This window comes from Marinobacter subterrani (assembly GCF_001045555.1).
Taxonomy (GTDB): Bacteria; Pseudomonadota; Gammaproteobacteria; order Pseudomonadales; family Oleiphilaceae; genus Marinobacter; species Marinobacter subterrani.
Genome location: NZ_LFBU01000001.1, coordinates 132,925 through 159,006 on the forward strand (window position 1 = coordinate 132,925; position 26,082 = coordinate 159,006).

Sequence of the window (26,082 nt, forward strand, 5' to 3'; positions counted from 1 at the left end):
GCGTCTGGCAGAGACTTCAGAGCGGGATCAGAGATAATCCGGCTTCTGCTTGAATTCGCAAAGGTCCTCAATGATGCAGGCGCCGCATTTGGGCTTTCGGGCGGTACAGGTGTAACGCCCGTGAAGAATCAACCAGTGGTGGGCGTCCAGTAAAAATTCGTTCGGCACCAGGCGCATCAGTCGCTGCTCCACCTCCAGAACGTTCTTGCCCGGCGCAATGCCGGTCCGATTGGAAACCCGGAAGATATGGGTGTCCACGGCCATCGCCATATGACCAAAGGCAGTATTGAGCACCACATTGGCGGTTTTGCGACCAACTCCTGGCAGAGCTTCGAGATCTTCCCTGTGTTCCGGTACCTGACTGCCGTGCTTTTCAATAAGAATGCGGCAGGTCTTGATCACGTTTTCGGCCTTGCTGTTGAACAGGCCAATGGTCTTGATGTAGTCCTTCAGCCCATCCACTCCCAAAGCGAGAATAGCTTCTGGCGTGTTGGCCACGGGGAACAGTCTATCGGTGGCTTTGTTCACGCCAACGTCGGTTGCCTGGGCCGACAGGATGACCGCAATAAGCAGCTCGAACGGGCTGGCATAGTTCAGTTCCGTGGTCGGGTTCGGATTGGCGGCCCGCAGACGGGTAAAGATTTCAGTACGTTTCTGCTTGTTCATCAGTGCCCAGTTTTTCGCATTCTCGAATTCAGGAAACGTTCCCGGTAACCCGGACGCGCTTGTTACCGGCAGCCACCGGCGTCGGCTCGCTGGCCTTGCGACGCTCTTTCAGGTGATTGTCGATGCCGTTCTTGAGGGCAATCAGCACACCCAGGCCAATAAACGCACCGGGTGGCAGCATCATGAACAGCATGTTGGGGTAGTTCTCAAACGGGCGGATGACCCAGTCAGCGGCCCCCGGGCCGAGCAGCAGGTTCATATCCACAAAGAGGCTACCCTGGCCGATAAGCTCCCGCATGCCACCCAGAACGATCAGGACAGCGAGGAATCCGACGCCCATCATTGCGCCGTCCAGCAGGGCGGGGCCCGGCGCATTCTTGGAGGCGAACGCATCAGCCCGGCCCAGAATCGAGCAGTTGGTCACGATCAGCGGTATGAAAATGCCCAGGATCTGGTAAAGCTCATAGGTAAACGCCTGCATCAGCAGTTCTGCGCAGGTCACGAACGATGCGATGATCATGACAAACGCCGGCAGGCGCACGGACTCACTGACGAAGTTGCGAATCAGCGACACGGCGAGGTTGGACCCCATAAGGACCATCAGGGTCGCCACTCCGAGGCCAATGGCATTGACCACCGTGCTGGTGACAGCGAGCAAGGGGCACAGCCCCAGAACCTGCACCAGAGCCGGGTTGTTGGTCCAGAGACCGTCGCGGATAATTTCACTGGAAGATTTGGTTGCCATAATCAGGAATGCTCCATGTTGGACGATTCGCCGGCAATCGCTTCCGGCGAGAGGGGCTCCTGCCTCGGATTCGGCGCTTCATTGAGCTGTTCCCGGATGATCTGTCGGTGCTCCCGGAAGTAGATCAACGCCTTCTGCACGGCCTTTACGACGGCCCGCGGGGTGATTGTAGCCCCGGTAAACTGGTCAAACTGGCCGCCGTTCTTCTTCACGTTCCACTCACTGTGAGGCGGCTGGCCAAGCGTGCGACCTTCGAAGCTTTTGATCCAGTCGGATTTCTTGGTCTCGATCTGGTCGCCCAGCCCTGGTGTTTCCTTGTGACTGGTTACCCGCACGCCCAAAATGGTGCCCTGCATATCCACACCAACCAGCAGGTGGATGTTCCCGGAGTAGCCATTGGGTGCAACGATGGGCATGATCATCCCGACAGGCTGGTCATTTTTCCGGGCAACCCAGACCGTGAGGGGGCCGGGCTGGCTCAGGCGCTCACTGGCGGGCAACTGCACGGTATCCTTGAGCAGGTCATTGGAAAGCTGGCTTTCCGGAATGATTTCGAACAGTGCCTGCGCTTCTGCACGCGCTGCCTGCTCAGCAATCCGCTCCTCGGTTGCCACCTGGGTTACCGCAATGGTGCCACCGGTGATCACCGCGAACAAGCCGAGGCCGATGGCACTGCGACGCATGGACTGTGCTATGGCTGCCATGGTTTATCCCTGATTTCCCGGCACACCGCGGCGGGCCTTGTGATGGCCATAGGTCCGCGGTGGTGTGTAGTGATCGATAAATGGCACGGCGAAGTTCATCAGCAGAACGCTGAACGCAACGGCATCCGGGTAGTTCCCCCAGGTTCGGATGAGATAGATCAGGATACCGATTCCCGTCCCGTAGACCAGCTTGCCCTGATGACTGGTCGCTGCGGAGACCGGGTCGGTGGCGATAAAGAACGCACCGAGCATGGTGCCCCCGGCCAGCAGGTGAAGCGATAGCGGCGTGTACAGGTCGGCATTGCTGCCAAAGGCCAGGCTCATCAGTATCAGCCCACCGAGAAAACCGGCCGGGATATGCCAACTGATGATGCGCAGCGCCATCAACCCCAGGCCGCCGGCAAGGAAGGCGGCATTGACCCACTCCCAGCCCCTGGCAATGCCCTCACCGAAGGTGGGGTGGGTAAGAACTTCCGCCGCCGTGTGGGTGGTGATCTTATGTTTGTATTCGTCAAGGGGCGTTGCCATAGTCCAGCCGTCGACAGCCGTTTGCTGGCCTGAGGTAATGGTTACCAGGGTTTCGCCGAAGCCTGGAGCACCTTGCCAGAGCAGGGCCGGTTCAGCCCAGTTGGTGGTCATGGCCACGGGAAACGACACCAGGACCAGGGCATAACCCACCATGGCCGGGTTAAACGGGTTCGAGCCCAGCCCTCCATAGAGCTGCTTGGCGACCACGATGGCGGAGATGACCGCCACCACTGAAACCCACCAGGGGGTAAACTGAGACAAGGACAGGCCGAGCAGCAGGCCAGTGACGGCCGCGGTGTTGTCCCTGATAAAAAAGGCCACGGGTTTCTTGCGGAGCCGGAGCATGGCGGCTTCGGCGGCGACGGCGACGGCGATGCAGAAAACCACGTTGATCAAGTTGCCCCAGCCGAAAAACAGGGTTTGGGCAACCAGGCCGGGCAGGGTGGCAATCATCACCCACAGCATGACGCGGGAGGTCGGCCGGGCATTGCGGGCATGAGGTGAGGATTGTTGAACGAACGCCATGGGCTGCCTGATTCCGTTTTAAGGGTTGGACTGGGATTCGGTTGGCCGAGCCGCCAGTTTGTCTCTGGTCTCTGCCAGTGCGTCTTCGGCCCGCTTTACCCGGTCGAGGTTCTTGGCGACGGCCCGCTCCAGCTTATCGACGTTGTCCGCCTGCTGGGCTTTTGCTTCATCGAGCATGCCCTGCATGGTTTCCAGCTTGGATTGCGCCTGGCTCAGCTGCTTTTCAAGAGCTTCAAGATCTGGCTTGTCTTCGGCTGAATCGGCAGCGGGCTGTGGCCGCGATGCCTCGGTTTTTGCCTTCTTGCGTGCCAGGGCCTGCTCGACCAGAGCGGCCTTGGCGGATCGTTCATCAACGGCCTCGCCGTCTGCCGCTACTTGCTCTGCTTCGGCTTTTTTCCGAGCCTCGGCTTCCGCCGCCGCTTTTGCCCGTTCCTTCCGCCTGAGTTCTTTCTCTTCCTGCTCCCGCTCAAGGCGGGCCCGGCGGGCCTCAAAACGTTCCCGGGCACGGTCCGCTTTCAGCTGTTCTGCCCGCTGAACCCGAATTTCACCCTTGGCAAAGCGATAGTACTGCACCAGCGGAATCGAACTCGGGCACACGTAGGAACAGGCGCCGCACTCGATGCAGTCAAACAGGTTCAGGTGTTCCGCCTTTTCGAACTCTGTGGCTTTGGCGTACCAGAACAACTGCTGCGGCAGCAGGTCCATGGGGCAGGCTGCGGCGCACTCTCCGCAGCGGATACAGGGTTGCTCCGGTGGCGGGGTAGGTAACTCCCGGGCGGTTGCGGCTATGACACAGTTGGTGGTCTTGATGACCGGCACGGCTTCCGTGGTGAGTGTGTAGCCCATCATCGGCCCGCCGAGCACCAGCCGGCTCAGCTTTTCCTGCTGAACCCCGGCCTGTTGCAGCAGGTATTCAATCGGGGTGCCCAGCAGTGCTTCAACATTGCCCGGTTCCCGCACCGCCTCGCCGGTGATGGTCACAACCCGGGCAATCAGCGGTGTGCCTTCAAGCACCGCATTTGCCACGGCAACGGCGGTGCCGATGTTCTGGCACATAACGCCAATATCCGCCGGAATGCCACCGCTGGGCACCTCCATGCCGGTCAGAATCCGGATCAGTTGCTTCTCACCGCCAGACGGGTACTTGGTTGGAATGACCGCAATTTCGGTCTGGGTGCCTTCAGTTGCTATGCGCAGGGCGGCGATGGCTTGCGGTTTATTGTCCTCAATGCCGATAACGCACCGCTCCGGACGCAGAATCCAGGCCATGATTTTCAGGCCGGCGATGACCTGGTCGGCCTTTTCCCGCATCGTCATGTCGTCGGCGGTGATATAGGGCTCGCACTCAGCTCCGTTCAGGATGAGCGTGCTTACCTTGCGGTCCCGGGGCGGCCGGAGCTTGATGTTGGTGGGGAAGCCGGCGCCGCCCATGCCGGAGATGCCGGCTTCACGGATAATCTGAAGCACCTGGTCTCGCTCCAGAGCGCGATAATCGCTTATCGGATGTCGCGGACACCACTGGTCTTCGCCATCCGGTTTCAGGGTGATGCAGCGGTCCGACATGCCCGAAGGATGGGGAACCGGGTAGTCGGCAATACTCTCGATCACCCCGGACGTTGGCGCATGAACGGGAACTCCCACGCCAGTTCCGATATCGGCGATTTTCTGCCCCTTCAACACCCGGTCACCCACTTTGACAATGGCTTCTGCAGGTTCTCCGATATGCTGCTGAAGGGGCAGGACCAGGCGTTCGGGGATGCCGGCGCATCGAATCGGTCGGGCCGTCGACAGGTCTTTGTGCTCCGCCGGATGAACCCCGCCGCGAAAATCCCACAGTTGTGTCATCAGGCACTGGCTCCCTGGCGGTCGGTGGCAATGAGTGCGGGTTTGGGCGGCGTCCAGGTCCAGGTCCGGATATCGGGTTCAATGCTCACCATATCGATGCAATCAACAGGGCAGGGTTCCACGCAAAGATCACAGCCGGTGCATTCGCTCTCAATGACGGTGTGCATGTGTTTGGCAGCCCCAAGAATGGCATCGACCGGGCAGGCCTGAATGCACTTGGTGCAGCCGATGCATTCGTCCTCTCGAATCACGGCAACCCGCTTTACCTGCTCAACGCCGTGCTCCGCATCCAGCGGTTCCGGTTCCACATCCAGCAGATCGGCCAGGGCCTTGATGGTGGATTCGCCTCCTGGCGGGCACTTGTTGATGGCACCGCCTTCGGCGATGGATTCGGCATAGGGCCGGCAGCCCGGATAGCCACACTGGCCACACTGGGTCTGCGGCAGCAGAGCATCGATTTCGTCGACCAGTGGATTACCTTCCACCCTGAACCGTTCGGCGGCGAAGCCCAGCAGAGCACCAAAAACCAGGGCCAGGGCCAGCAGAACCACCACGGCAACAAGAACGCTTGTCCACATAACTGCTGCTCCTACTCCAGCCAATCCTGACCCTGCTGTCCGATCAAATGCTGACCAGGCCGCCAAAGCCCATAAATGCCAGGGACATCAGCCCGGCGGTAATCAGCCCGATTGCTGCCCCACGAAACGCCACCGGCACGTCAGAGACGGCGATGCGCTCTCGCATGGCGGCAAACAGGACCAGAACCAGGGAAAAACCGACAGCCGCCCCAAAACCGTACAGAATCGACTCAACGAAGTTGTTGTTCTTGTTGATGTTAAGCAGCGCAACCCCGAGCACCGCGCAATTGGTGGTGATCAGGGGAAGGAAAATGCCAAGTACCCGGTACAGCAGCGGGCTGGTCTTGCGTACCACCATCTCCGTGAACTGGACGACCACGGCAATCACCAGAATGAACGTGATGGTTCTCAGAAATGCGAGGCCCAGGGGCTCAAGCAAGTAGGTGTAGGCAAGGTAACTGCACACCGATGCCAGCGTCAGTACAAAAGTAGTGGCCAGGGACATGCCCATGGCCGTTTCCAGCTTTCCGGAAACACCCATGAACGGGCACAGGCCCAGGAACTGCACCAGCACGAAGTTGTTCACCAGAATGGTGCTGATCAGAATCAGCAGATATTCGGTCATTCACCTTGCTCCATCGACCTTGCTGCTGGCCGTCACATGATTCGCATGCCGGGCGCGGCGCCGGTATCCGGCGACAGGATAAAGATATCCTTGCCACCGGGGCCTGCGGCCAGAACCATACCTTCGGACATGCCGAACTTCATCTTCCGGGGCTTGAGGTTGGCAACCATCACTGTCAGCCGCCCCTCAATGTCTTCCGGCCGGTATGCCGACTTGATACCAGCAAACACGTTGCGTTCGCCATGCCCCACGTCAAGAGTGAGGCGAAGAAGTTTGTCGGCGCCTTCCACATGCTCCGCTTTGACAATTTTAACAACCCGGAGATCCACTTTCGCGAATTCGCCAAATTCTATTTCATCAGCGATGGGCTCGATATTGGCAGCGGGCGCCGGCTTGCCCGTGGCTGCCGGAAGCTCTTCTTTTGAGGCGTCCAGCATCTTTTCGATCTGGGCCATGTCCACCCGGCTCATCAGCGGCGTGAACTTGTTGATGCTGTGGCTCTCCAGACGCTCGCTGCGGTTATTCCAGTCCAGCTTGGCGCTCAGGAAGGCCTCCGCGGCCTTGGCTGTCTCGGGCAGCACCGGTGCCAGGTAGGTCATCAGCAGGTGGAACATGTTGATGGCGTTGGTGCAGATGGCCTGAAGCTTCTCGTCCTGGCCTTCCTGCCTGGCGATCACCCACGGCTGCTCGTCATTGACGTACTGGTTGGCAATATCCGCCAGCTCCATGATCCGGCGCATGGCACGGCCGAATTCCCGGGCTTCGTAGTATTCCTCGATGTCCTTGCCTGCGTCGATGAACGCCTTCAGCTTGCCGTGCTCGGTCACCTCGCCCAACTGGCCATCGAAGCGTTTGGTGATAAAGCCAGCGCTGCGACTGGCAATGTTGACCACCTTGCCCACCAGATCCGAGTTCACCCGGGCAGCGAAATCCTCGAGGTTCAGGTCCATATCGTCCACGCTGCCGGTCAGTTTGGCTGCAAAGTAGTAGCGCAGGTATTCCGGATTCAGGTGGTCCAGATAGGTGCGGGCCATGATGAAGGTGCCGCGGGACTTGGACATCTTCTTGCCGTTCACGGTCACAAACCCGTGGGCCCAGACCGCCGTCGGCGTGCGGAAGCCGGCGTCGTGCAGCATGGATGGCCAGAACAGCGCGTGGAAGTTGATGATGTCCTTGCCAATGAAGTGGTACACCTCGGCGGTGGAGTCGGCTTTCCAGAAGTGCTCGAAATCGATGCCTATCCGGTTACACAGATTCTTGAAGCTGGCCAGGTAGCCAATGGGAGCATCCAGCCAGACATAGAAGTATTTGCCCGGCGCGTCCGGGATCTCGAAGCCGAAGTAGGGTGCATCGCGACTGATATCCCATTCCTGTAGCCCGGCGTCCAGCCACTCGGCCAGCTTGTTGGCCACCTGTGGCTGCAATGTGCCGCTGCGGGTCCATTTGGTGAGGAAGTCAGCGAAATCCGGCAGCTTGAAGAAATAGTGCTCGGACTCTTTCTCAATGGGCGTGGCGCCGGACACCGCCGAACGGGGGTTGATCAACTCCGCCGGCGTATAGGTCGCGCCACAGGCTTCGCAGTTATCGCCATACTGGTCGTCGGTTTTGCACTTGGGACAGGTGCCCTTGATAAACCGGTCCGCCAGGAACATGTTCTTTTCCGGGTCGTAGGACTGAGTGATCTTGCGCGTGGCGATGTGCCCGTTTTCCTGCAACTGGCGGTAAATGTACTCGGAGAACTGACGGTTTTCCTCTGAGTGCGTGGTGTAGTAGTTGTCAAAGCTGACATGGAAGCCGCTGAAATCTTCCTGATGCTCCTCACGGATACGATCAATCAACTGCTCGGAAGTAATGCCTTCCCGCTCGGCGCGGAGCATAATGGCGGTGCCATGGGCATCATCGGCGCAAACGTAGTAACAGTTCTGGCCACGCATTTTCTGATAGCGCACCCAGATATCGGTCTGAATGTATTCCAGCAGATGGCCCAGATGAATAGGGCCGTTGGCGTACGGCAGGGCGCTGGTAACCAGAATATCGCGCTGTTGCTTGCTCGCTTGCGTCATGGTGATGTCCGAACCTTATGTTGACACGGGTTGGAAAGACAAACGGGGTTCTGGCGGCGATGGCAATGGATTGCGCCAGATAAAGACCCCATATGGTCAGAAACGGGCACAGATGATACCTTCCGGGCAGATAATTTTCATCCGAATCACCCGTTTCCGTGCTTAAAATCGCGCATTAGCTTATTCCGGAGAACCCGATGACACAGATTTCAGAGCAGGCCCTGCAAACAGCGGTGCGCGAGTACCGCGACCCGTACCTCAACAAGGACCTCTACGAACTGGGTGCAGTAAAATCCCTGAACGCGGACGACAGCGGAAAAGTGACCGTCATGGTCGAGCTGCCATATCCGTCGAAAGGCATCGCCGGTGCCCTGAAAGAAATCGTGACCCACGCGCTGGAATTTGTCGATGGTGTAGAGAGTGCCGACGTTCACGTAGGCCAGAAGATTCACTCTTATAAGGTTCAAAAAGACCTGCCATCGGTCCCCGGCGTCAAAAACATTATCGCCGTTGCGTCGGGCAAAGGCGGTGTCGGCAAATCCACCACCGCCGTCAACCTTGCCCTGGCGTTGCAAGCGGAAGGCGCCAGAGTTGGCATCCTCGATGCCGACATCTACGGCCCCAGCATCGGTATGATGCTGGGTGTGCCCGAAGGCAAGCGCCCGGATACCCGTGAAAACAAATACTTCGTCCCCATGGACGCTCACGGCCTCCAGGCCAACTCCATGGCCTTCGTCGTCACCGAGAAAACCCCCATGGTCTGGCGCGGCCCGATGGTCAGCGGCGCCGTGATGCAGTTGCTCCAGCAAACCCTCTGGAATGAACTCGACTACCTCATCGTCGACATGCCCCCCGGCACCGGCGACATCCAGCTCACCCTGGCCCAGAAAGTCCCGGTCACCGGCGCCGTCATCGTCACCACACCCCAGGATATCGCCCTGCTGGATGGCAAAAAAGGCATCGAAATGTTCCGCAAGGTCGAGATCCCCGTGCTGGGCGTGGTCGAAAACATGAGCGTCCACATCTGCAGCAACTGCGGCCACGAAGAACCCCTCTTCGGCCACGGTGGCGGTGCCCGCATCGCGGAAGAATACGACACCACACTCCTCGGCCAACTCCCGCTGCACATGACCATCCGCGAGCAGACCGACGGTGGTACCCCCTCGGTGATCGCCGAACCGGACTCGGAAGTGGCCCGCCGTTACCGCGATATCGCCAGAAGGGTAGGGGCTGAGCTCTCGACCCGCGAGCGGAACCTCTCCGGTTCAATCTCAAGCGTTTCGGTGACCGAGCACTAGAGGCGGCTTAAAGAGGCGATTTCCCGGCTACTCGAGTCGTGAGGTTGGGATGCGCTGTCCAAGACTGCAGAAGGCCGTGGGCGGTCAATTCGAATGTCGATTCGCGGGCGCAGGAAAAGCCGTCCAAAAATGTTGGAGGCCAAGGATGGCCGGAAACAAGCGCACATGGATGTGCTCGTAGCGGTTTTTGGACGGCTTTTCCTGTGACCGCAGCCCCCAAGCTCAAGCAAATAAGTAAGCTGCTGAAGCTTCGACAGACCTTCAGGGAACAGGTAAACTACGCCCCAATTTACCCAGTGGATACGAGACTTCGCCAATGAGCATCAAATCCGACAAGTGGATTCGCCGGATGTCCGAACAACACGGCATGATCGAACCGTTCGAAAGCGGACAGGTTCGGGAAACCGAAAAAGGCCGCGTGATCTCCTACGGCACCTCCAGCTACGGTTACGACGTGCGCTGCAGCAACGAATTCAAAATCTTCACCAACGTCCACTCCGCCACCGTGGACCCGAAGAACTTCGACGAAAACAGCTTCGTCAACTACACCGGCGACGTCTGCATCATCCCGCCCAATTCTTTCGCGCTGGCTCGCACCGTCGAATACTTCCGTATCCCGCGAAGCGTATTGACCATCTGCCTGGGCAAGTCCACCTATGCTCGTTGCGGCATCATCGTCAACGTCACCCCGCTGGAGCCGGAATGGGAAGGCCAGGTCACCCTCGAGTTTTCCAACACCACCAACCTGCCAGCGAAAATCTACGCCAACGAAGGCGTGGCCCAGATGCTGTTCTTCGAATCCGATGAAATCTGCGAGACCAGCTATAAAGACCGGGGCGGCAAATACCTCGGCCAGACCGGCGTGACCCTGCCCAGGACATGAACGCCAACCAGTTTCTTAAAGCCGTTTCACAGCTGCAGGGCTGGCGCGAGTGCGCCTTCCTGCTGGCGCTCGCTGAGCGCTCATTTCCCAACTACGCGCTGTTTGCCGACGCCGTCGGCCTGAAAACAGGAGCCAAGATGCGCCAGTTGCTGGATCTTGCCTGGGGCATGCTCCAGAAAGATGTCTCGGAATCCGCCATTCCCCAGTTGCTGGCGAAGCTGGAGACACTGTCCCCGGATGTCGAAGCCTACGATGCCTACGGCGTTTACCCGGCCTTCGATTTCTGCCAACTGCTGGAACAGGCTCTGCTGAACCGCCTGAACCCGGGCAAACACCGGGCAACCGATGCCTCCCAGATGGCCACAGCCACCGTGATGGACTTCATTGAGCTGTCAGAAGGTGAGGATCTCGGCGAAGACGAGCTGGTCAGGGTTCTGGATCAGCACCCCCTGATGAAAGAAGACAAGACCTTCCAGCGGGATCTGGTGCTCGACCTGAAGCGCCAGCGCACGCCCACGGAACAGTTCGTGGCCCGGTTGAGGAAAGACTCCGCCAACGATGGCGTCAGCAACCTGGGAATCTCGCTCAACGAGTAAACGCCGGGCGCCCGGGCAGGCTACACTTGCGGTAGTACCCGTTGCTTTCAGGCTTGGTTCGATGGATTTTACCCGATGAAACTTTCTGCTTTTGGCCGCAAATTCACCGCTGATGCCGGCATTACTTCCCTGATGGACGATCTGGGGAACGCCATGGCCTCCGGCGATGACATGATCATGATGGGAGGCGGTAATCCCGGCCATATTCCCGAGATCCAGAAGCGGGTGCAGGAAATTCTGGCGGATATGAGCCGCAATGAAGGCGATGTCCGGCGGCTGGTCGGCATTTACGATCCACCCCAGGGCGAGAAACAGTTTATTGCCGCCCTTGCCGAGATGCTGAACCGGGAATACGGCTGGGGCCTTACGCCCGAGAACATTGCGCTGACCAATGGCAGCCAGGCCGCCTTCTTCATGCTGTTCAACATGTTTGGTGGAGACTACGGCGATGGCCACCGCAAGCACATTCTATTGCCGCTGGCGCCTGAGTACATCGGGTACGCGGACGCGGGCATCGAGCCTGGCCTGTTCCATGCGGTGCAACCGGACATTTCCTTCACCGATGCCCACGAATTCAAGTACCGGGTAGACTTTGACGCCGTGGAAGTGACTGGCGAGACCGGTGCCATCTGTGTGTCGCGGCCCACCAACCCGACCGGCAACGTAGTAACCGATGAAGAGCTGCTGCGCCTGGAGCAACTGGCACGCGATCACGATGTGCCACTGATCGTTGACGGGGCCTACGGCACGCCGTTTCCCAGTCTGCTTTTTGTTGATGCTACCCCGACCTGGAACGAGCAGATCATTCTCTGTCTCAGTTTGTCCAAGCTGGGCCTTCCTGCGGCGCGGACCGGAATAGTGATTGCAGCGGAGCCGATCATCAAGGCGCTCTCTGGCATTAATGCCATTATGAATCTGGCGACCGGCAGTTTCGGGGCAATGCTGGCCGATCCCCTGGTTCGCTCCGGCGAGATCCTGTCTCTCAGCCGCGACGTGGTGTGCCCGTTCTACAAAGCAAAAATGCAGAAGGCGGTGGCGGTTTTCCGGGAGGCCATGGGCGAGGACAGTTGCCGCTGGTATATCCACAAACCCGAGGGCGCGATGTTTCTGTGGCTCTGGTTCCCGGAGCTTCCGGTTACCAGCCTGGAACTGTACCAGCGTCTGAAGGCGCGGGGCGTTCTGGTGGTTTCCGGCCACTATTTCTTCCCAGGGTTGCCGGAGGATGGCTGGAAACACCGTCACGAATGCCTGCGCGTCACCTATTCCCAGGACGATGACCGGGTTGCCGAGGGCCTGAGGATCATTGCCGATGAGGTCAAAACCGTCTGGCGGGAAGCCGGGCGCGACGTCTAGGGCCTGAAGTCCGCGTCTTTCAGTTTGAGCTCATATCGGCTGCCGTCCGGCTCCACCTGCAGGAGCCGGACAAGCAGGTAATTCTGCTCGGGTGAAAACCACATCAGGGTCTGACGACTGGAGTCCTTGCGGACCTTTTCCGCTTTCAGGGTGTCGATGGTTTTATTGCCATTCCTGATCTCGGCCTTGTTGTCGATAACCGCGAAACGATCGATATCGACTGATCGGCCATCAAGGACCCGGTAGGCCATTTCGCGTTTGCCGTTGCTGATGTCCTGGTGCAGCTGGAGCTGGAAACCCAGCGGATCGAGTACGCCATCCTCGATGGCGACCTGAAATGAATCGCCCTTGTATTCGCCCGTGGCGACGCCCTTTGACCAGTCAAAATCGATGCTTTGTTTCCGGTCCTTGATGAGAAAGCCAGAGAGGTGATAGCGGTATGTGAGGGGAACGACCCAGCCGTGCTCCCAGCGGAAAAGGACCGATTCATCGATGTTGACGATAAAGGAGCTGACATCCGTACGGTACAGCCAGGTGTTGTTGCCCTGCGGGGTCAGCGTGCGTTTGGCGCTGCCATTCAGGGAGACGCCTTTTTCCATGGCGGCTGTGTAGCTGGCTTCGAATGGCACGAGGCCCTTGCCCGTTTCGGCGGAAACCGGCGGTGTAATAATACCGAGGCAGGCCACCAATACGGCCCATCGGAGTCTGGTAACCAGATGTGATGTCATTGCATTAGACCCGAGCAACTACCGTCATCGATGGCGACAGTGTAGCTGCTCGGACGCGCTGGCAGGATGACAATTCGTTCAGGCCGTTGTTCAGTTAGCGGGCAGGCGCATGGGCGCTGCCAGGGGCTGGCCGTCAAACATGACGTAATCGCTGCCCAGTTGAACCCGGCCTTCACAGAACCAGCGTACCACGATGGGATAAAGCACGTGCTCCTTCTCCTGGACCTTTTCTGCAAGGGATTCCGGTGTATCGTCTGATGCGATTGCCACTTCCGCCTGGGCGATGACGGGGCCGCCGTCCAGTTCTTCCGTCACGAAGTGGATGGAGACGCCGTGAACGCTGTCACCGGCTTCCAGCGCCCTCTGATGGGTCTTCAGGCCGGTGTATTTGGGCAGCAGGGAAGGGTGTATGTTCAGCATCCGGCCCCGGAAGGCCCTTACGAAATCCGTGGTCAGAATCCGCATGAAACCGGCCAGCACAATCAGATCCGGGGCATGGCGAAGAATCTCTGCCATGAGCGCCGCATCAAACTCGTCCCTGGATCCAAAGTTCCTGTGGTTCACCACGAAGGTTTCCAGGTTGGCCTGGGCGGCCCGCTCAAGGGCAAAGGCCCCCGGCTGGTTGGAGCCGACGGCAACGATTTGCCCCGGAAAGTCCCGTTCACGGCTGGCGTCGATCAATGCCTGAAGGTTGGTGCCACTGCCGGAAGCCAGTACCAGGATTTTCGGCAACGGGGTCTGATCTGCCTTCATGCCGACAGAAGCCCGGGTGCGTAACGTACGGACGGATCGGCGCCTTCGCTGCCGCCACGCTCCATTATTCCGACCTGCCAGGCATTTTCACCCAGGGCGTTCAGGGTATCCAGGGCCAGGTCCTTCTGGTTTGCCGGTACGCAGACGATCATGCCGATACCACAATTAAAGGTCCGGTACATTTCCTCGCTGGCGACACCGCCATTGTCCTTCAGCCACTGGAAGACCGGCGGTAGTGTCCAACTGGCGGTGTCGATCGCGGCAACGGTGCCATTGGGGAGTACCCGGGGAATATTCTCTGGCAACCCGCCGCCGGTGATGTGGGACAGGGCGCGCACGTCCACTTCACGGATCAGTTGCAGAAGGTTCTTGACGTAAATCCGGGTGGGCGCCATCAGGGCATCGGCCAGCGTGGTGTCACCCATGGGCTGGTTCAGATCGGCACCGCTGACTTCCAGGATCTTACGGATCAGCGAGTAGCCGTTGGAGTGGGGCCCGGAGGAGCCCATGGCTATCAGCACGTCGCCGGGCTGAACGCGGCTGCCGTCGATAATTTCGCTACGTTCGGCAACGCCGACACAGAAACCCGCCAGGTCGTAGTCGTCGCCCTCGTACATGCCCGGCATCTCGGCCGTCTCGCCACCCACCAGCGCGCAGCCGGCCTGCTCGCAGCCTTCGCCGATGCCGGCGACCACCTGGGCGGCAACATCAACATTGAGTTTGCCGGTGGCGTAGTAATCCAGGAAGAACAGAGGCTCTGCGCCTCCGACTACCAGATCGTTAACGCACATGGCGACCAGATCAATGCCGATACTGTCGTGTTTGTCCAGTTGCATGGCCAGGCGTAGCTTGGTGCCCACGCCGTCAGTACCGGACACCAGCACCGGTTCATTGTAACCGACAGGTATGGATACCATGGCGCCGAAGCCGCCGAGCCCTCCCAGAACCTCCGGGCGCCGGGTGCGCGCTGCAGTGTCCTTGATACGGCTGACGAGTTCATTGCCGGCATCAATATCAACGCCAGCATCGCGGTAGGTCAGGGAGGGCTTCTGTTCGCTCATGGTGTACTTAACCGTTGGCCAGTGGGTCAGGCGGCGGATTTTAACAGGTGCAGTGTGGCGCTCCAACTGTAGATTGCTTTTCTGAAACCCGGGGCTGCTACTCACGCCATGGGGCATGGTGTATCCTATGCGCCATTCATGCGAACTGCAGGGTGTTTCATGTCAGTATCAGGACAAAAGTCGGCACATAGGACAGTATCAGCGGCCTGGGTGGCTGTGTTGTTCACCTTTCTGCTGGCGGGAATTGCCAGCCCGGCAGCGGCGGTAACGGTGTCCGGCCTGTATTCTGCCCGTGTCCCGGTATCGGGGTCGTCCCCGGACCAGCTTGCTCAGGGTTATTCGGACGGACTGGCCCAGGTTCTGGTGCGCGTTTCGGGAACCCGTGACGTGCTGGCGACAGAAGATGCTCAGGCATTGCTGGCGGACGCTGAATCCTTGCTACTGTCTTATCAGGTCATCCGTGACGAGTCCGGCCAGAGTGTTCTGGATATGTCCTTTGGTGCGGTAGGCGTCAACCGGGCCCTGGCCTCCATCAATGCACCGGTTTGGGGAGCCAACCGGCCCCTGACGCTTGCCTGGATTGCCGCCGAGGATCGGGGCTCCCGAACCCTGGTAACCGACAAGACCCGGGGCGCGGCCCTTGGCGCCGAGGATGCCAGCGGAGCCTGGCAGGCCGCTTTTGCCGAGGCATCTCGAAAAAGGGGGCTGCCGGTAGCCCTGCCGCCGGCCAGTTTTGGTGCAGACCGGGAGCTGTTGTCAGACATCTGGGGCCAGTTTGTTGGCCGGGTGAAGGCGGCATCGAATGATCTGGAGCACGATGTGCTGGCATTGGTGCGAATCAGCCGGGCCGGTGATCAGTGGCGTGCCGGTTGGGTGTTCGATGGCATGGCGATGAACGCGGGAGAGGAGTCGGTAACCGCTCCGACCCGTGATGCCCTCGCAGAGGCGGTGATTAACCGCTGGGCGGGGCTCTACGCCAGCCGTTATGCGGTCGACGCCGCCGAGGTTGGCAAGTCCCCGCAGGTTGACATTGTGGTCCGTGGTGTGGAAACGCTCGAGGACTACGCCAGAATCAATCAGGTTCTCGGGGGGCTGACACCGGTGGTCAGTGTCGGTGCCCATCGGGTGCGGGATGGCCAGTTGACCCTGAGAGTCGCTTTTTCCGGTGAGCTGGACCAGCTCAAGGAATACATTGCCCTCGATCCCAGATTCGTGAAGCTGGAAGCGGAACGCCCGGCCGATATGCCCGGGCCGGTTGCAGGCGCTTCGCTGCCAGATCAGCCGGCAACCACGACGGAGACCGGTACGGTAGCCGCAAGTTCCGGTCAACAAACTGAGGCCGGCACCGAATCCGGGCCATCAGAAGGAAAATCCGAAGGCCCGTCTCTGTATACCTACCAGCCGGTGCCGGTGGATAAAGACGAGGCCCAGCAGGCGTTCGAATCCCTGTACCAGGTTCTGTATTATCGTTGGCAACCGTCTTCTGTCATCGGGAGTGATGGCGGCGAATAAGGCGTTACCGGAGGGAGCCTTTTGAATTTGCAACGCTGGCGATGGATTCCCAATGCCCTGACGTTCCTGCGCATTCTTCTGATTGTTCCCTTTGCAGTGGCGCTGCAGGCCGGAGACTATCGGCGCGCGCTGGCCATATTTTTTCTGGCAGCCTGTACCGATGCGATCGACGGGTTCCTGGCCCGGCACTTCAACTGGCGTTCCAGGCTCGGCGCAATTGCCGATCCGCTGGCAGACAAGGCGCTGCTGATTACCGCCTACCTTATGCTCACGTTGACGTCTGTTCTCCCGGTCTGGCTATTTGTCGTCGTTCTGGGGCGAGACCTGCTGATCGTGGCGGGGGCGTTGGCCTACCACTATGGTATCGGCCGCTACGACATGGAGCCGAGTGTCCCCGGCAAGATCAATACCTTCGTGCAGATCCTGGTTGCCCTGGCGATCATCGTGCTGTTGGCGGATTTGCCCATGCCGCCCTGGGTGGTGGATGCCGGCATTTGGCTGGTGGCCGCATCAGCAGTGTTCAGTGGCGCTCATTACCTTGGGATCTGGGGGCTGCGGGCCTGGAGGGCGAAACGCTCATGACTGCGTCCCAACTGGTGCTTGGCGTCAAACTCCGTGATGATGCGCGTTTCGATAACTTCCATGGTGATCGTAATACGGACGCGGCGAAACGTCTCGAGGCAGTGTGTCATCAACCTGTCGGGGTGCCCGTGATGGTTCTGTGTGGAGATTCCGATACCGGTAAGAGTCACCTGCTGCAGGCGGTTTGCCATGCCAGTGAAAACCAGGGCAAGGCGGCGGTGTGCATCAGTATTGCCGAGCTGCAGCCGTTTGGGCCGGAGGCGCTGTCTGGCCTTGAGTCCCAGGAGGTTATCTGTCTGGATGATCTGGACCGTGTCGCGGGCGACCGGGTGTGGGAAGAGGCCATTTTCCACCTGTATAACCGGGTACAGGATCGGGGCGGGCTGTTGATGGTGAGTCTGGCGGACCTGCCCGGGAACCTGCCATTTCAATTGCCGGACCTGGTGTCGCGACTCAGTCACGGGCTGACCATCCAGTTGGGGATTTACCGGGATGAAGACCGGCTGACGATTCTGATGGCTCGGGCGGAAAAACGCGGCCTGATGATGGCGGATGACGTCGCGAGCTATATCATGCGGCGCGCCCCCCGGCGTCTTGGGGATTTGCTCGGCATTCTGGATATACTGGATGAAAATTCACTTCAGGCCCAGCGCAGGCTCACCATCCCGTTTGTGAAAACGGTCATGGGATGGTGAAAGCCGGCGAGGCTATAGTGGCATTAAAAAAACGATACGTGCTTATCAAGGGAGAGACGAAATGAGACGGGTGGTATTCAACCAGAAAGGCGGTGTCGGGAAGTCCAGTATTACCTGCAACCTTGCCGCCATCAGCGCGGCCCGGGGAAAGCGGACCCTGGTCGTGGATCTTGACCCTCAGGGCAACTCCACTCATTACCTGTTGGGGAAGCCTGCGAGTGAGCTCAAGGACACGGTCGCAGACATGCTTGAGCAAACGGTCGCTTTCACGGTTTTCAATCGTCGCCCGGATGAGTTTGTTCATGCTTCACCGTTCAAGAACCTGTTCGTGATGCCCTCCAGCCCGGAGCTGGATTTCCTCGAGCGCAAGCTGGAGGCCAAGCACAAGATCTACAAGCTGCGCGAAGCCCTGAAGAAACTGGGGGAGACCTTTGATGCCATATACATCGATACGGCACCGGCGCTCAACTTCTATACCCGCTCCGCCCTCATCGCGGCCCAGCGCTGCCTGATACCCTTCGATTGTGATGATTTCTCCCGCCAGGCTCTGTACAGCATTCTTGCGGAAATCCGAGAGTTGCAGGAAGACCATAACGAAGACCTGGTGGTTGAGGGCATTGTGGCCAACCAGTTCCAGCCCCGGGCCAGTCTGCCGAAGCAACTGGTCAGAGAGCTCATCGAAGAAGGCTTGCCGGTTTTGCCGGTGCGGCTCTCAAGTTCCGTGAAAATGAAAGAGTCCCACCAGAGCCGGCAGCCCCTGATTCATATGGCGCCCAAGCATCCACTGACCCGCCAGTACGAAGACTTGTTCCGGGTTCTGCATGGTGAAACGGTGGAGCTGGAGCCGCTGAACGACTGAAGCGAGACTGCTATGAACGAACCCGGTAATCCAGTCGGGCAGGTTGCGGACAGCCTGTTGAACATCGAGATGGAATTGCGGCAGCTCGGGCTCTGGCAATCCGAGCCACCGCCTGACGAGGCTTTTCTGAGCACCAAGCCATTCTGCATTGATACCCTGGAGTTCCACCAGTGGCTGCAGTTTGTGTTTGTTGCCCGGATGAAAGTCATCGTGGAGAACGACCACCCGTTGCCATCGGTATCCGGTATCGCACCCATGGCCGAGGAGCACTTCCGTGGCCGGCCGGAAACCGGCAGCGTGCTGATCAGAGAGCTGGAGGAAATTGACCGGTTGCTGTCCGGGGGCTGATCACTCCAGCCGCATCGACAGATCCACCGCCTTTACGTCCTTGGTGAGCGCCCCGATCGAGATGAAATCCACGCCAGTTTCCGCAACGGGGACCAGGGTGGTTGAATTGATCCCGCCGGACGCCTCGAGTTTTGCCTTGCCCGCCGTCCTGGTGACGGCTGTGTGCAGGTCATCAAGCGAGAACTCATCCAGCATGATGATGTCTGCGCCTGCCTCCAGGGCCTGTTCCAGTTCGTCCAGGTTTTCGGTTTCTACTTCAACCGGTTTGCCGGGTGCGATCCGATGCGCCGCGGCAACGGCTGCGCCGATCGAACCGCAGGCGGCAATGTGGTTCTCCTTGATCAGAAACGCGTCCCACAGGCCGATGCGGTGGTTGTGACAGCCTCCGCAGGTAACCGCGTATTTCTGGGCCAGACGAAGCCCTGGGAGTGTCTTGCGGGTGTCCAGCAGGCGGACGCCGGTGTGGGCCACTGTGGCCGCGTATCCGGCACAGGTCGTGGCGACACCGGAGAGGGTCTGGAGCCAGTTAAGGGCTGCCCGTTCCGCGGTGAGCAAGCTCCTTGCCGGGCCCTGCATGGTGAACAGGGGCTGATCCGGTGACACCGGATCGCCATCGGCAACCTTCCAGGTTAGCTCAACGGAAGGATCGACCTGCCGGAAAACTTCCTCAACCCATTCCCGGCCGGCGATGGTGGCGGCTTCGCGGGTGATGACCCGGCCCCGGGCGCGCTTTTGCTCCGGGATCAGCCTGGCAGTGATATCGCCGTCACCAATGTCTTCGCGCAGGCTCTGGGCAACATTTTCGATTCTGGCCTGGCGCAGGAGTTCTGGGGTGATCATAGGCAAAAGTATCCGGTGATTTGAGGTGGAACACAGTTTAGCCTGCCAATTCTATAGGGCACCCGGGGAATCGCCAAACTCCTGGCGCTTGCCTGCTAATCTTAAGGTCAGGTTGCTAAAGTGTGATGCAGGTCCGGTCTACACAAAAGGTGACAAATTCTGACACAAGCTGACGCAGGCAGCCCGTATCATGTCAGATGGCAAGACCTTCAGCCAACGGCTAACCCAAACCCGGAGCAGTTTCATGGCCCACGATCACAAGGTTGTCAGCTTTTCAGACAGGAAGCCGCCTGCCCGGTTTTCATTGCCGGGCGCGCTGGTCCACTTGCGTGACGCTTCGGGTCAGTCGCTGAAGTCGGTTCTTGGCCGGTTTTTCGATCGTGCCGACGATGCCCTGTTCGAACTTGCCGACAAGGCCGGCAGCAATCTCGACCAGACCGCCTATTTTGATGCCATGCGCGAGCTCAGGCTCCGCCGCAAGTCGATGGTGGTTTCGATACTGCAGTACGTCAGCCAGGCCTTCAATGAAATCGGCAAGTTCCAGCCTCATCAGACAACCGGTACTCTGGAAGAGGTCGACCTGGATTCCCTCAGTCTGGTGGATCACTCCCAACTGGAGCAGCAGGTTGCCGTCGATAATCTGATCAACAAGCTACGGAACCGGTACAGCGAACAGATTCGCTTGTTGACTGTGCGGGTGAGCCATCTGGTGCAGGGCATTGATCTGAAAGATGCCCAGATGCCGCTCAGCCCGGAAGTTATCTGTGGCGGGGTGGCCGAGGCCTGTGCCGATCTTGATATAGACATCAGGGCCAAGCTGGTGGTTCTCAAGCTGTTTGACAGGCTGCTGGCTGACACCCTTGGCGACTTCTATAAAGAGGCCAACCGCACGCTGGTCAATGAGGGGGTGCTGCCAGAGATGCGGCGCCCCCCGACAGGGAAAGCGCCCGCCGGGTCCGGCCCGCGCCCGGAGAATACCCGTGCTGACGCAGGGGCATCATCGGGTTCGGCTGTTGAAGGTTATAGTGGGGCATCCTCCCGGGCGACCTTCTCCGAGCTCAGCGCGCTGTTGCACCAGGGTGACGCCGCATCCGGTAGCAGTGGCGCCTATGGCGGCGAAGGCTACATAGATACCGACAGGCTCATGACCCGTCTGTCGGAAGCCCAGGCCAGCAGCCGCGAATGGAATGATGGCGCGGTTGTGTCTCTCAGCGAGCAGCTACAACCCATCCTGCGGGCAGGCGATGGCAGGAGTCTGAACCCGGGGCAGGTGGACAGTGATGTGATCAACCTGGTGTCCATGCTGTTCGATTTCATTCTCGAGGATCGCCAGTTGCACCCGGTCATGAAGGCGCTGATCGGGCGTCTGCAGATTCCGGTTCTGAAAGTGGCGCTCAGTGACCGGAATTTTTTCAACCGGGGAGGCCATCCGGTTCGCAAGCTGCTTAACGAGCTGGCGCTTTCCGCCATTGGCTGGACTGAGAAAAAGACCGGGCAGCGGGACCCGTTGCGCGAGAAGATTGAGTCGGTGGTGGATCGGGTTCTGAACGAGTTCACGACCAACGTGGCGTTGTTCGAGGAATTGCTGAAAGATTTCAGTCACTTCATGGATCTCGACCGCAGGCGCCGGGAGTTGGTGGAGCAGCGCCTCAGGGATGCCGAGGAAGGTCGGGCGCGCCAGGAGCGGGCGTCCCAGGCGGCAGAAAACCTGGTGCAGGAGCTGACGGAGGCCCGGGAGATTCCGGAGCCGGTGGCAGGTTTGCTGAATGAGCCCTGGATCCGGTATCTGCAATGGGTCGTTCTGAGGGAGGGTGAAGACAGCGCGCGCTGGAGTGATGCCCGGACCCTGACGGAAAAGCTGGTCTGGAGCGTGGACCCACGCCCGGTCAGCGATGACACCCGGAGCGAGCTGCTGCGGGCGATTCCTGCCATTGTTGATGATTTGCGCAAAGCCCTGCAGGAAATTTCCTGGGACCCGTTTGCCACCGACGCCGCCATTCGTGACCTGGAACTGGCCCATGTTGATGTGTTCCAGCGACTAGTGACAGCGCCGTCCCGGGAGGCCGTGTCGGAACCGGAAGAAGCGAAATCCCGGGATGTTGCCCAACCTGAACCTTCGGAGGCAGCGGCAGTGCCCGAGGTCCCGGTGGACACCCCACCGGCTCTGCCTGCGTCCAAGCCGTCGGAGTCGCGGGTTGAGATCGCCAGCGAGACATCTGCAGAGGGGCCGGAGGCTGCCGGGGACACCTCTCAGGTGTCGCTCCAGTGGCTGGAGAAGGCGGACAGCCTTCGCGTGGGATCCTGGATCGAGCTCACCCGGGAAGAAACCAAAGTTCGCTGCAAGCTTGCCGCTTTTATCAAGGCTACCGGCAAGTACATATTCGTCAACCGCAGTGGCGCCAAGGTAGCGGAATATCTTCGACAGGATCTGGCGGCCGACATGGCAGCCGGCAACATCAGCATGCTGGATGATGGCCTGATCTTCGACCGCGCACTGGAGTCGATCATTGACAATCTCCGCAGCAGTCGCAAGGACTGATTCGTAGCAACCCTGGCGGGATTGTGATTCAATCGGGGGCGTAATCCTCTGAAAATTTTGGAATTACTTTGTCCGATTCAGACGCTTTGTCCCTTAGCCTTGCGGATCCCGGTTCGGTAGTGGGTACACTTCGGGAAACCGGCCGTCTTCCCTTTGCCCGCTGGTGTCCGTCACCGAACTTTGGCCCACGCCCTGAGGACGCTGCTATCTCCCTGCTCGTCGTCCACAATATCAGCCTGCCGCCCGGGCAGTTCGGTGGTCCGGAAATAGAAAACTTCTTCTGCAATTGTCTCGATCATTCGGCGCACCCCTATTTTGAATCCATTGCGGGCGTCCAGGTCTCTGCCCACCTGTTGATTCGCCGTGACGGATCGGTCGTCCAGTTTGTCAGCTTGCTGGATCGTGCCTGGCATGCCGGCCGATCGAGTTTCGGGGGGCGGGAGGAGTGCAACGATTTTTCAATCGGGATTGAGCTCGAGGGTGCGGATGACGTTCCGTACAGCTCTGACCAATACCTTCAGCTGGCCAGCATTTCCGATCTCATCATGCATGCCTGGCCCGATATCACCGCCGGTCGTATCACCGGCCACTGCGATATTGCGCCGGGCCGCAAGACCGACCCTGGCCCGGCGTTTGACTGGGCCCATTTCCGGAACGTCCTGAACAGAACCCGATCTGCCAGGGAGGGCGTTTAAATGGTGCTGGTTGTTTTCCTGCTTGCCTACCTGGTGCGTCGGCGCCTGGATTCCCTGGGGCTGCTTGCCGGCGATGAAATCTGGCGCCGATGGTTCCGTCGTGGCTCCCGCGTCCGGGCGGGTCACGAGGCAGAGGTTGGCAAAGGTCTTGCGCTGGTGCTTCTTCCGGCATTTTTGCTGGGGCTGGCGGAATATTTGCTGGTTTCGTCCGGCTGGCAGTTGGCGGCCTATCCGCTGGAGTTCCTGGTTCTGGTGTCTGTTATGGGCGCGCCGGGCTGGCGTCAGGCTCTCCGGGCCTATGCCGAAGCCTGGCAACGGGGCGATATGCAGTCCGCCTGGCATCACATCAAAGATTATCTTCCTGCCAGGGAGCGAGGTCAGGCGGTATCTCCGGAAGTCATGCACCTTTACCTGACCAGGGCGCTGATGGTGTCGGTATTCCAGCGCTTTTTCCTCGTGGCCTTCTGGTATGTCGTGGGCGGTATCGGTCTGGCGGTGTTGGCGCGGGGGCTGGTCGCGCTGGCGGACCATTGGCCCCAGGCCCCGGCCAGGCCCCGGTTTGCCAGAATCTCGGAATGGGCGGGCTGGATTCCGGCCCGGCTGTTGTCACTTACGTTTGGTCTTGCCGGCGACCTGGCCGGCTGGTTGCAGGAAACCCGCCGGACCCTGACCTCAGTCGCCAATACCGCCGGTGAAGTGCTTATGATTTCCGCCAACGGTTCGTTAACCGGGTATGCGCTGGATCCTGCCCGCTTCTCCCGGATTCATCCGGAGGAGTGGCCAGGGTTCGGGGGCCGAAGCCTGAGTGCGGTAAGGGATTTGCTCAACCGAAGCATGCTGGTGTGGATCTGCATTCTCGCCTTGCTGGTCATTTCCGGGGTCGTATGACCCGGTTTTTATAAAACATTACAGATTAACAACAAATAACGCTCAAGTTTTTAGTACTTTAGGCGACAATATAAAAAGAACATCTGTTCAGTTTTTTTAAGCTCCAGCAAGAGGACCACCGTGAAGCAACTCCTGAATCCTGCGATTGCGTTGATGAACCGGCTGCCAATGGTCTACAAGTTCAGTCTCATCAGCATTCTTTTTCTGTTGCCTATCGGTGGGCTGTCATGGCTGGTTATCTCCGATCTTAACCGTGAGGTTGAGACCATGACCCGGGGGGTTGAGGGGCTTGAGCGGCTGCAGCAGGTCGATCGCCTGGTGGGTGCGGCCATGGATTACCGGGATTACCGTTCGCCCGCGGTCATCAAGAACGACAGTGCTATGATGGCCGTGTCCGAGGACGCGGCTGCTGGAGTAGAGGCAGCGCTGAACGCGCTGGCCACCGGAGAGCACTCATTTGACCCCTCCGGCACCTGGATCGAACAGGTCGAGGCGCTCCGGAAAGAGTGGGAGGCACTGCGCGCCGACAGCAATTACCTGGGAAGTTTCGATCCCCAGTTCAAGTACTACCAGGAATTTGTCCAGAAGGCGCAGGCGTTGTTGCCCTCCACCATGGAGCTGTCCGGTCTGGGGCAGGGGGTATCCCGAGAAAACCAGCTCATTCTGGGTCTGATCCAGGAATCACTGCCAGCAGCGCGTTCGGCCATCGGCCGGGCAAAATCCTATGGCATGTTTGCGCTGGTCGAAGGACAGGTCGGTTATGCCCTGAGCGACGCCCTGAACGAAATTTATGATCAGCTCACCAATCGCAGCTCCCTGCTGTCCCCGGCACTGTCGGTAGTCTCTGAATCGTCGCCCGGGCTGGTGGAGAAAGCCGGTGAGGCCATTCGTGGAGTCGACCAGAGCCTGGTTCACGTGCGGGATGTGCTGGACCAGAACGTGATCACTCCGATGCGTCTGGATATGCCCTGGCAGGAGTATGATCAACTGGTGGCGGAACAACTGGGCCACTACGAGCAGACCAAATCCGCCGCGTTTGACGTGGTAGAGGCCAACCTCCGCTCGCGGCTTGACAGCAAGATCAATCAGCGAAGCCTGATCATCATTGCGCTGATCGCTATCCTGCTGGTGGTGGTTTACCTGTACATTGGTTTCTTCCTGTCTGTCCGGACCGCGATCAAGCGGTTCAGTCAGGCGGCACGGAGTGTTGCAGCGGGTGATATGACCGCGCACATCCACCTGCGTAACCGCGATGAGCTGGGCCAGTTGACCACCGAATTCAATAACATGACCGACCGGATTGCCGAGCTCATCCGTTCGGTAAGCCGGACAACGGCGGACGTGGATCAACAGGCCGCCCGGGTCAACGAGACTGCCTCAGCCAACAGCCAGGCAGTTGCCCGCCAGATGGAAGAGAGCGGCCAGATCAACGAAGCCATGGGCCAGATGGTCGAAGCCGTACATGAAGTAACCGAGAGTGCCCACCGGGTGGCCGACAGTGCCGGCAATGCCGAGCGCGATACTGAGACCGGCCGGGGGGTAGTTGCTGATACGGTAAAGACCATCAACAAACTGGCGACGGAAATATCCGGTGCGGTGGAGGTGATCAACCGGGTCAGCAAGGACAGCGGTAATATCAGCCAGGTTCTGGTCGAGATCAAAGCCATTGCGGAACAGACCAATCTTCTGGCGCTGAATGCCGCGATCGAAGCGGCCCGGGCAGGCGAACAGGGCCGGGGATTTGCGGTGGTTGCCGATGAAGTCCGGTCGCTGTCACAGCGTACGCACAAGTCGACCGAAGAGATTGAAGGCATGATCTCCAGGCTGCAGAGCGGTGTTAAGGATGCGGTGTCTGCCATGACCAACAGCCGGGACGTGACCGAAGCAACGGTGCAGAAGTCGGGTGAGGTAACGGAAGCACTTGACCGGATTGCCAGGGGCATCTCGGTGATTGTGGATATGAGCCATCAGATCGCTCAGGCGGCGGAGGAGCAGTCCGCCGTTGCCAAGAACGTTAACTCGAATGTCGAGCAGATTGGTGAACTGGGTAAGGCAACCGCCGCCAACGCCGAGGAGACGCTGGGTTCCTCAAGGGAAATGTCGGAACTGACGGCTTCACTGCAGCGGCTGGTGGAGGCCTTCAAGGTCTGACCGGGCGGCGCCTGGGATAATC

The 26,082-nt window shown here is 59.4% G+C and carries 25 protein-coding genes; 13 read left to right on the forward strand and 12 right to left on the reverse strand.

The window, feature by feature from the left end:
• Positions 1-27: 27 nt before the first annotated feature.
• The 8 genes from nth to metG are packed head-to-tail and all read right to left on the reverse strand — an operon-like array spanning position 28 to position 8,279.
• On the reverse strand, positions 28-666 hold the full coding sequence (gene nth, locus msub_RS00580) for an endonuclease III (protein ID WP_048494229.1): 639 nt from the start codon (positions 664-666) through the stop codon (positions 28-30).
• 28 nt (positions 667-694) lie between these two features.
• The gene (locus msub_RS00585) at positions 695-1,411 is read right to left on the reverse strand and encodes an electron transport complex subunit E (protein ID WP_048494230.1); all 717 of its coding nucleotides are present in this window, start codon (positions 1,409-1,411) and stop codon (positions 695-697) included.
• Positions 1,412-1,413: 2 nt separating this feature from the next.
• Positions 1,414-2,115 (reverse strand): electron transport complex subunit RsxG, encoded by a 702-nt coding sequence (gene rsxG, locus msub_RS00590; RefSeq protein WP_048494231.1) that lies wholly within the window; start codon positions 2,113-2,115, stop codon positions 1,414-1,416.
• A gap of 3 nt (positions 2,116-2,118) precedes the next feature.
• Positions 2,119-3,168, reverse strand: coding sequence for an electron transport complex subunit RsxD (gene rsxD / locus msub_RS00595; RefSeq protein ID WP_048494232.1), 1,050 nt, complete (start codon positions 3,166-3,168; stop codon positions 2,119-2,121).
• A gap of 18 nt (positions 3,169-3,186) precedes the next feature.
• Positions 3,187-5,013: an electron transport complex subunit RsxC gene (rsxC, locus tag msub_RS00600; protein ID WP_048494233.1), complete on the reverse strand. Its 1,827-nt coding sequence runs from the start codon at positions 5,011-5,013 to the stop codon at positions 3,187-3,189.
• Positions 5,013-5,591: an electron transport complex subunit RsxB gene (gene rsxB / locus msub_RS00605; RefSeq protein ID WP_048494234.1), complete on the reverse strand. Its 579-nt coding sequence runs from the start codon at positions 5,589-5,591 to the stop codon at positions 5,013-5,015. The genes rsxC and rsxB overlap by 1 nt, the downstream gene beginning before the upstream one ends.
• Before the next feature lie 43 nt (positions 5,592-5,634).
• The gene (gene rsxA, locus msub_RS00610) at positions 5,635-6,216 is read right to left on the reverse strand and encodes an electron transport complex subunit RsxA (protein WP_048494235.1); all 582 of its coding nucleotides are present in this window, start codon (positions 6,214-6,216) and stop codon (positions 5,635-5,637) included.
• A gap of 32 nt (positions 6,217-6,248) precedes the next feature.
• Complete coding sequence (gene metG / locus msub_RS00615; RefSeq protein ID WP_048494236.1) at positions 6,249-8,279, reverse strand: methionine--tRNA ligase; 2,031 nt, start codon at positions 8,277-8,279, stop codon at positions 6,249-6,251.
• A gap of 197 nt (positions 8,280-8,476) precedes the next feature.
• Here metG and apbC point away from each other — a divergent pair, with 197 nt between their 5' ends.
• The 4 genes from apbC (at position 8,477) to msub_RS00635 (ending at position 12,409) form a co-directional block, all read left to right on the forward strand.
• Positions 8,477-9,577 carry an iron-sulfur cluster carrier protein ApbC gene (apbC, locus tag msub_RS00620; RefSeq protein WP_048494237.1) on the forward strand — a complete coding sequence of 367 codons (1,101 nt, stop codon included), beginning with the start codon at positions 8,477-8,479 and terminating at the stop codon, positions 9,575-9,577.
• A 316-nt stretch (positions 9,578-9,893) separates the two neighbouring features.
• Positions 9,894-10,460 carry a dCTP deaminase gene (dcd, locus tag msub_RS00625; RefSeq protein WP_008172848.1) on the forward strand — a complete coding sequence of 189 codons (567 nt, stop codon included), beginning with the start codon at positions 9,894-9,896 and terminating at the stop codon, positions 10,458-10,460.
• Positions 10,457-11,056: a YjaG family protein gene (locus tag msub_RS00630; protein ID WP_048494238.1), complete on the forward strand. Its 600-nt coding sequence runs from the start codon at positions 10,457-10,459 to the stop codon at positions 11,054-11,056. Before dcd ends, msub_RS00630 begins: the two co-directional genes overlap by 4 nt.
• 75 nt (positions 11,057-11,131) lie before the next feature.
• A complete protein-coding gene (locus msub_RS00635; RefSeq protein ID WP_048494239.1) occupies positions 11,132-12,409 on the forward strand; it encodes a valine--pyruvate transaminase in 1,278 nt (425 codons plus the stop codon).
• On the opposite strand, the gene msub_RS00640 is transcribed toward msub_RS00635, so the two are convergent.
• From msub_RS00640 to purM, 3 genes are all read right to left on the reverse strand, one after another.
• The gene (locus msub_RS00640; protein WP_048494240.1) at positions 12,406-13,137 is read right to left on the reverse strand and encodes a DUF3108 domain-containing protein; all 732 of its coding nucleotides are present in this window, start codon (positions 13,135-13,137) and stop codon (positions 12,406-12,408) included. The genes msub_RS00635 and msub_RS00640 overlap by 4 nt on opposite strands.
• Before the next feature lie 90 nt (positions 13,138-13,227).
• On the reverse strand, positions 13,228-13,890 hold the full coding sequence (gene purN / locus msub_RS00645; protein ID WP_048494241.1) for a phosphoribosylglycinamide formyltransferase: 663 nt from the start codon (positions 13,888-13,890) through the stop codon (positions 13,228-13,230).
• On the reverse strand, positions 13,887-14,951 hold the full coding sequence (gene purM, locus msub_RS00650; protein WP_048496900.1) for a phosphoribosylformylglycinamidine cyclo-ligase: 1,065 nt from the start codon (positions 14,949-14,951) through the stop codon (positions 13,887-13,889). Before purM ends, purN begins: the two co-directional genes overlap by 4 nt.
• A gap of 219 nt (positions 14,952-15,170) precedes the next feature.
• Between purM and msub_RS00655 the strand changes: the two genes are divergently transcribed.
• From msub_RS00655 to msub_RS00675, 5 genes are all read left to right on the forward strand, one after another.
• The gene (locus msub_RS00655) at positions 15,171-16,463 is read left to right on the forward strand and encodes a DUF2066 domain-containing protein (RefSeq protein WP_227506596.1); all 1,293 of its coding nucleotides are present in this window, start codon (positions 15,171-15,173) and stop codon (positions 16,461-16,463) included.
• Between the two features lie 21 nt (positions 16,464-16,484).
• On the forward strand, positions 16,485-17,045 hold the full coding sequence (locus msub_RS00660; protein WP_048494243.1) for a CDP-alcohol phosphatidyltransferase family protein: 561 nt from the start codon (positions 16,485-16,487) through the stop codon (positions 17,043-17,045).
• Positions 17,042-17,740, forward strand: a complete 699-nt coding sequence (gene hda / locus msub_RS00665) for a DnaA regulatory inactivator Hda (RefSeq protein WP_048494244.1) — start codon at positions 17,042-17,044, stop codon at positions 17,738-17,740. The genes msub_RS00660 and hda overlap by 4 nt, the downstream gene beginning before the upstream one ends.
• Before the next feature lie 61 nt (positions 17,741-17,801).
• Positions 17,802-18,599 (forward strand): ParA family protein, encoded by a 798-nt coding sequence (locus msub_RS00670; RefSeq protein WP_048494245.1) that lies wholly within the window; start codon positions 17,802-17,804, stop codon positions 18,597-18,599.
• 12 nt (positions 18,600-18,611) lie between these two features.
• A complete protein-coding gene (locus msub_RS00675; protein ID WP_048494246.1) occupies positions 18,612-18,947 on the forward strand; it encodes a YqcC family protein in 336 nt (111 codons plus the stop codon).
• Here the strand turns inward: msub_RS00675 and nadC are convergent, their stop codons facing one another.
• The gene (nadC, locus tag msub_RS00680) at positions 18,948-19,787 is read right to left on the reverse strand and encodes a carboxylating nicotinate-nucleotide diphosphorylase (protein ID WP_048494247.1); all 840 of its coding nucleotides are present in this window, start codon (positions 19,785-19,787) and stop codon (positions 18,948-18,950) included. It lies immediately after the preceding gene.
• 244 nt (positions 19,788-20,031) lie between these two features.
• Between nadC and msub_RS00685 the strand changes: the two genes are divergently transcribed.
• The 4 genes from msub_RS00685 (at position 20,032) to msub_RS00700 (ending at position 26,060) form a co-directional block, all read left to right on the forward strand.
• Complete coding sequence (locus tag msub_RS00685) at positions 20,032-22,326, forward strand: DUF1631 domain-containing protein (RefSeq protein ID WP_048496901.1); 2,295 nt, start codon at positions 20,032-20,034, stop codon at positions 22,324-22,326.
• Positions 22,327-22,394: 68 nt separating this feature from the next.
• Entirely contained in the window at positions 22,395-23,021 is a 627-nt protein-coding gene (ampD, locus tag msub_RS00690; protein WP_082146368.1) for a 1,6-anhydro-N-acetylmuramyl-L-alanine amidase AmpD, read from the forward strand.
• On the forward strand, positions 23,022-23,909 hold the full coding sequence (gene ampE / locus msub_RS00695) for a regulatory signaling modulator protein AmpE (RefSeq protein ID WP_048494249.1): 888 nt from the start codon (positions 23,022-23,024) through the stop codon (positions 23,907-23,909).
• Between the two features lie 120 nt (positions 23,910-24,029).
• The gene (locus msub_RS00700; protein WP_048494250.1) at positions 24,030-26,060 is read left to right on the forward strand and encodes a methyl-accepting chemotaxis protein; all 2,031 of its coding nucleotides are present in this window, start codon (positions 24,030-24,032) and stop codon (positions 26,058-26,060) included.
• Positions 26,061-26,082 lie beyond the last annotated feature (22 nt).

Excerpts from the sequence above, each read along its gene's own strand:
- msub_RS00640 (WP_048494240.1), bottom strand. The coding sequence starts at position 13,137 with ATGACATCACATCTGGTTACCAGACTCCGATGGGCCGTATTGGTGGCC.
- msub_RS00635 (WP_048494239.1), top strand. The coding sequence starts at position 11,132 with ATGAAACTTTCTGCTTTTGGCCGCAAATTCACCGCTGATGCCGGCATT.
- msub_RS00585 (WP_048494230.1), bottom strand. The coding sequence starts at position 1,411 with ATGGCAACCAAATCTTCCAGTGAAATTATCCGCGACGGTCTCTGGACC.
- nadC (WP_048494247.1), bottom strand. The coding sequence starts at position 19,787 with ATGATCACCCCAGAACTCCTGCGCCAGGCCAGAATCGAAAATGTTGCC.
- nth (WP_048494229.1), bottom strand. The coding sequence starts at position 666 with ATGAACAAGCAGAAACGTACTGAAATCTTTACCCGTCTGCGGGCCGCC.
- msub_RS00675 (WP_048494246.1), top strand. The coding sequence starts at position 18,612 with ATGAACGAACCCGGTAATCCAGTCGGGCAGGTTGCGGACAGCCTGTTG.
- msub_RS00630 (WP_048494238.1), top strand. The coding sequence starts at position 10,457 with ATGAACGCCAACCAGTTTCTTAAAGCCGTTTCACAGCTGCAGGGCTGG.
- purM (WP_048496900.1), bottom strand. The coding sequence starts at position 14,951 with ATGAGCGAACAGAAGCCCTCCCTGACCTACCGCGATGCTGGCGTTGAT.
- msub_RS00670 (WP_048494245.1), top strand. The coding sequence starts at position 17,802 with ATGAGACGGGTGGTATTCAACCAGAAAGGCGGTGTCGGGAAGTCCAGT.
- metG (WP_048494236.1), bottom strand. The coding sequence starts at position 8,279 with ATGACGCAAGCGAGCAAGCAACAGCGCGATATTCTGGTTACCAGCGCC.
- rsxA (WP_048494235.1), bottom strand. The coding sequence starts at position 6,216 with ATGACCGAATATCTGCTGATTCTGATCAGCACCATTCTGGTGAACAAC.
- ampE (WP_048494249.1), top strand. The coding sequence starts at position 23,022 with ATGGTGCTGGTTGTTTTCCTGCTTGCCTACCTGGTGCGTCGGCGCCTG.
- msub_RS00685 (WP_048496901.1), top strand. The coding sequence starts at position 20,032 with ATGGCCCACGATCACAAGGTTGTCAGCTTTTCAGACAGGAAGCCGCCT.
- rsxC (WP_048494233.1), bottom strand. The coding sequence starts at position 5,013 with ATGACACAACTGTGGGATTTTCGCGGCGGGGTTCATCCGGCGGAGCAC.
- dcd (WP_008172848.1), top strand. The coding sequence starts at position 9,894 with ATGAGCATCAAATCCGACAAGTGGATTCGCCGGATGTCCGAACAACAC.
- rsxB (WP_048494234.1), bottom strand. The coding sequence starts at position 5,591 with ATGTGGACAAGCGTTCTTGTTGCCGTGGTGGTTCTGCTGGCCCTGGCC.
- apbC (WP_048494237.1), top strand. The coding sequence starts at position 8,477 with ATGACACAGATTTCAGAGCAGGCCCTGCAAACAGCGGTGCGCGAGTAC.
- rsxG (WP_048494231.1), bottom strand. The coding sequence starts at position 2,115 with ATGGCAGCCATAGCACAGTCCATGCGTCGCAGTGCCATCGGCCTCGGC.
- rsxD (WP_048494232.1), bottom strand. The coding sequence starts at position 3,168 with ATGGCGTTCGTTCAACAATCCTCACCTCATGCCCGCAATGCCCGGCCG.
- hda (WP_048494244.1), top strand. The coding sequence starts at position 17,042 with ATGACTGCGTCCCAACTGGTGCTTGGCGTCAAACTCCGTGATGATGCG.
- purN (WP_048494241.1), bottom strand. The coding sequence starts at position 13,890 with ATGAAGGCAGATCAGACCCCGTTGCCGAAAATCCTGGTACTGGCTTCC.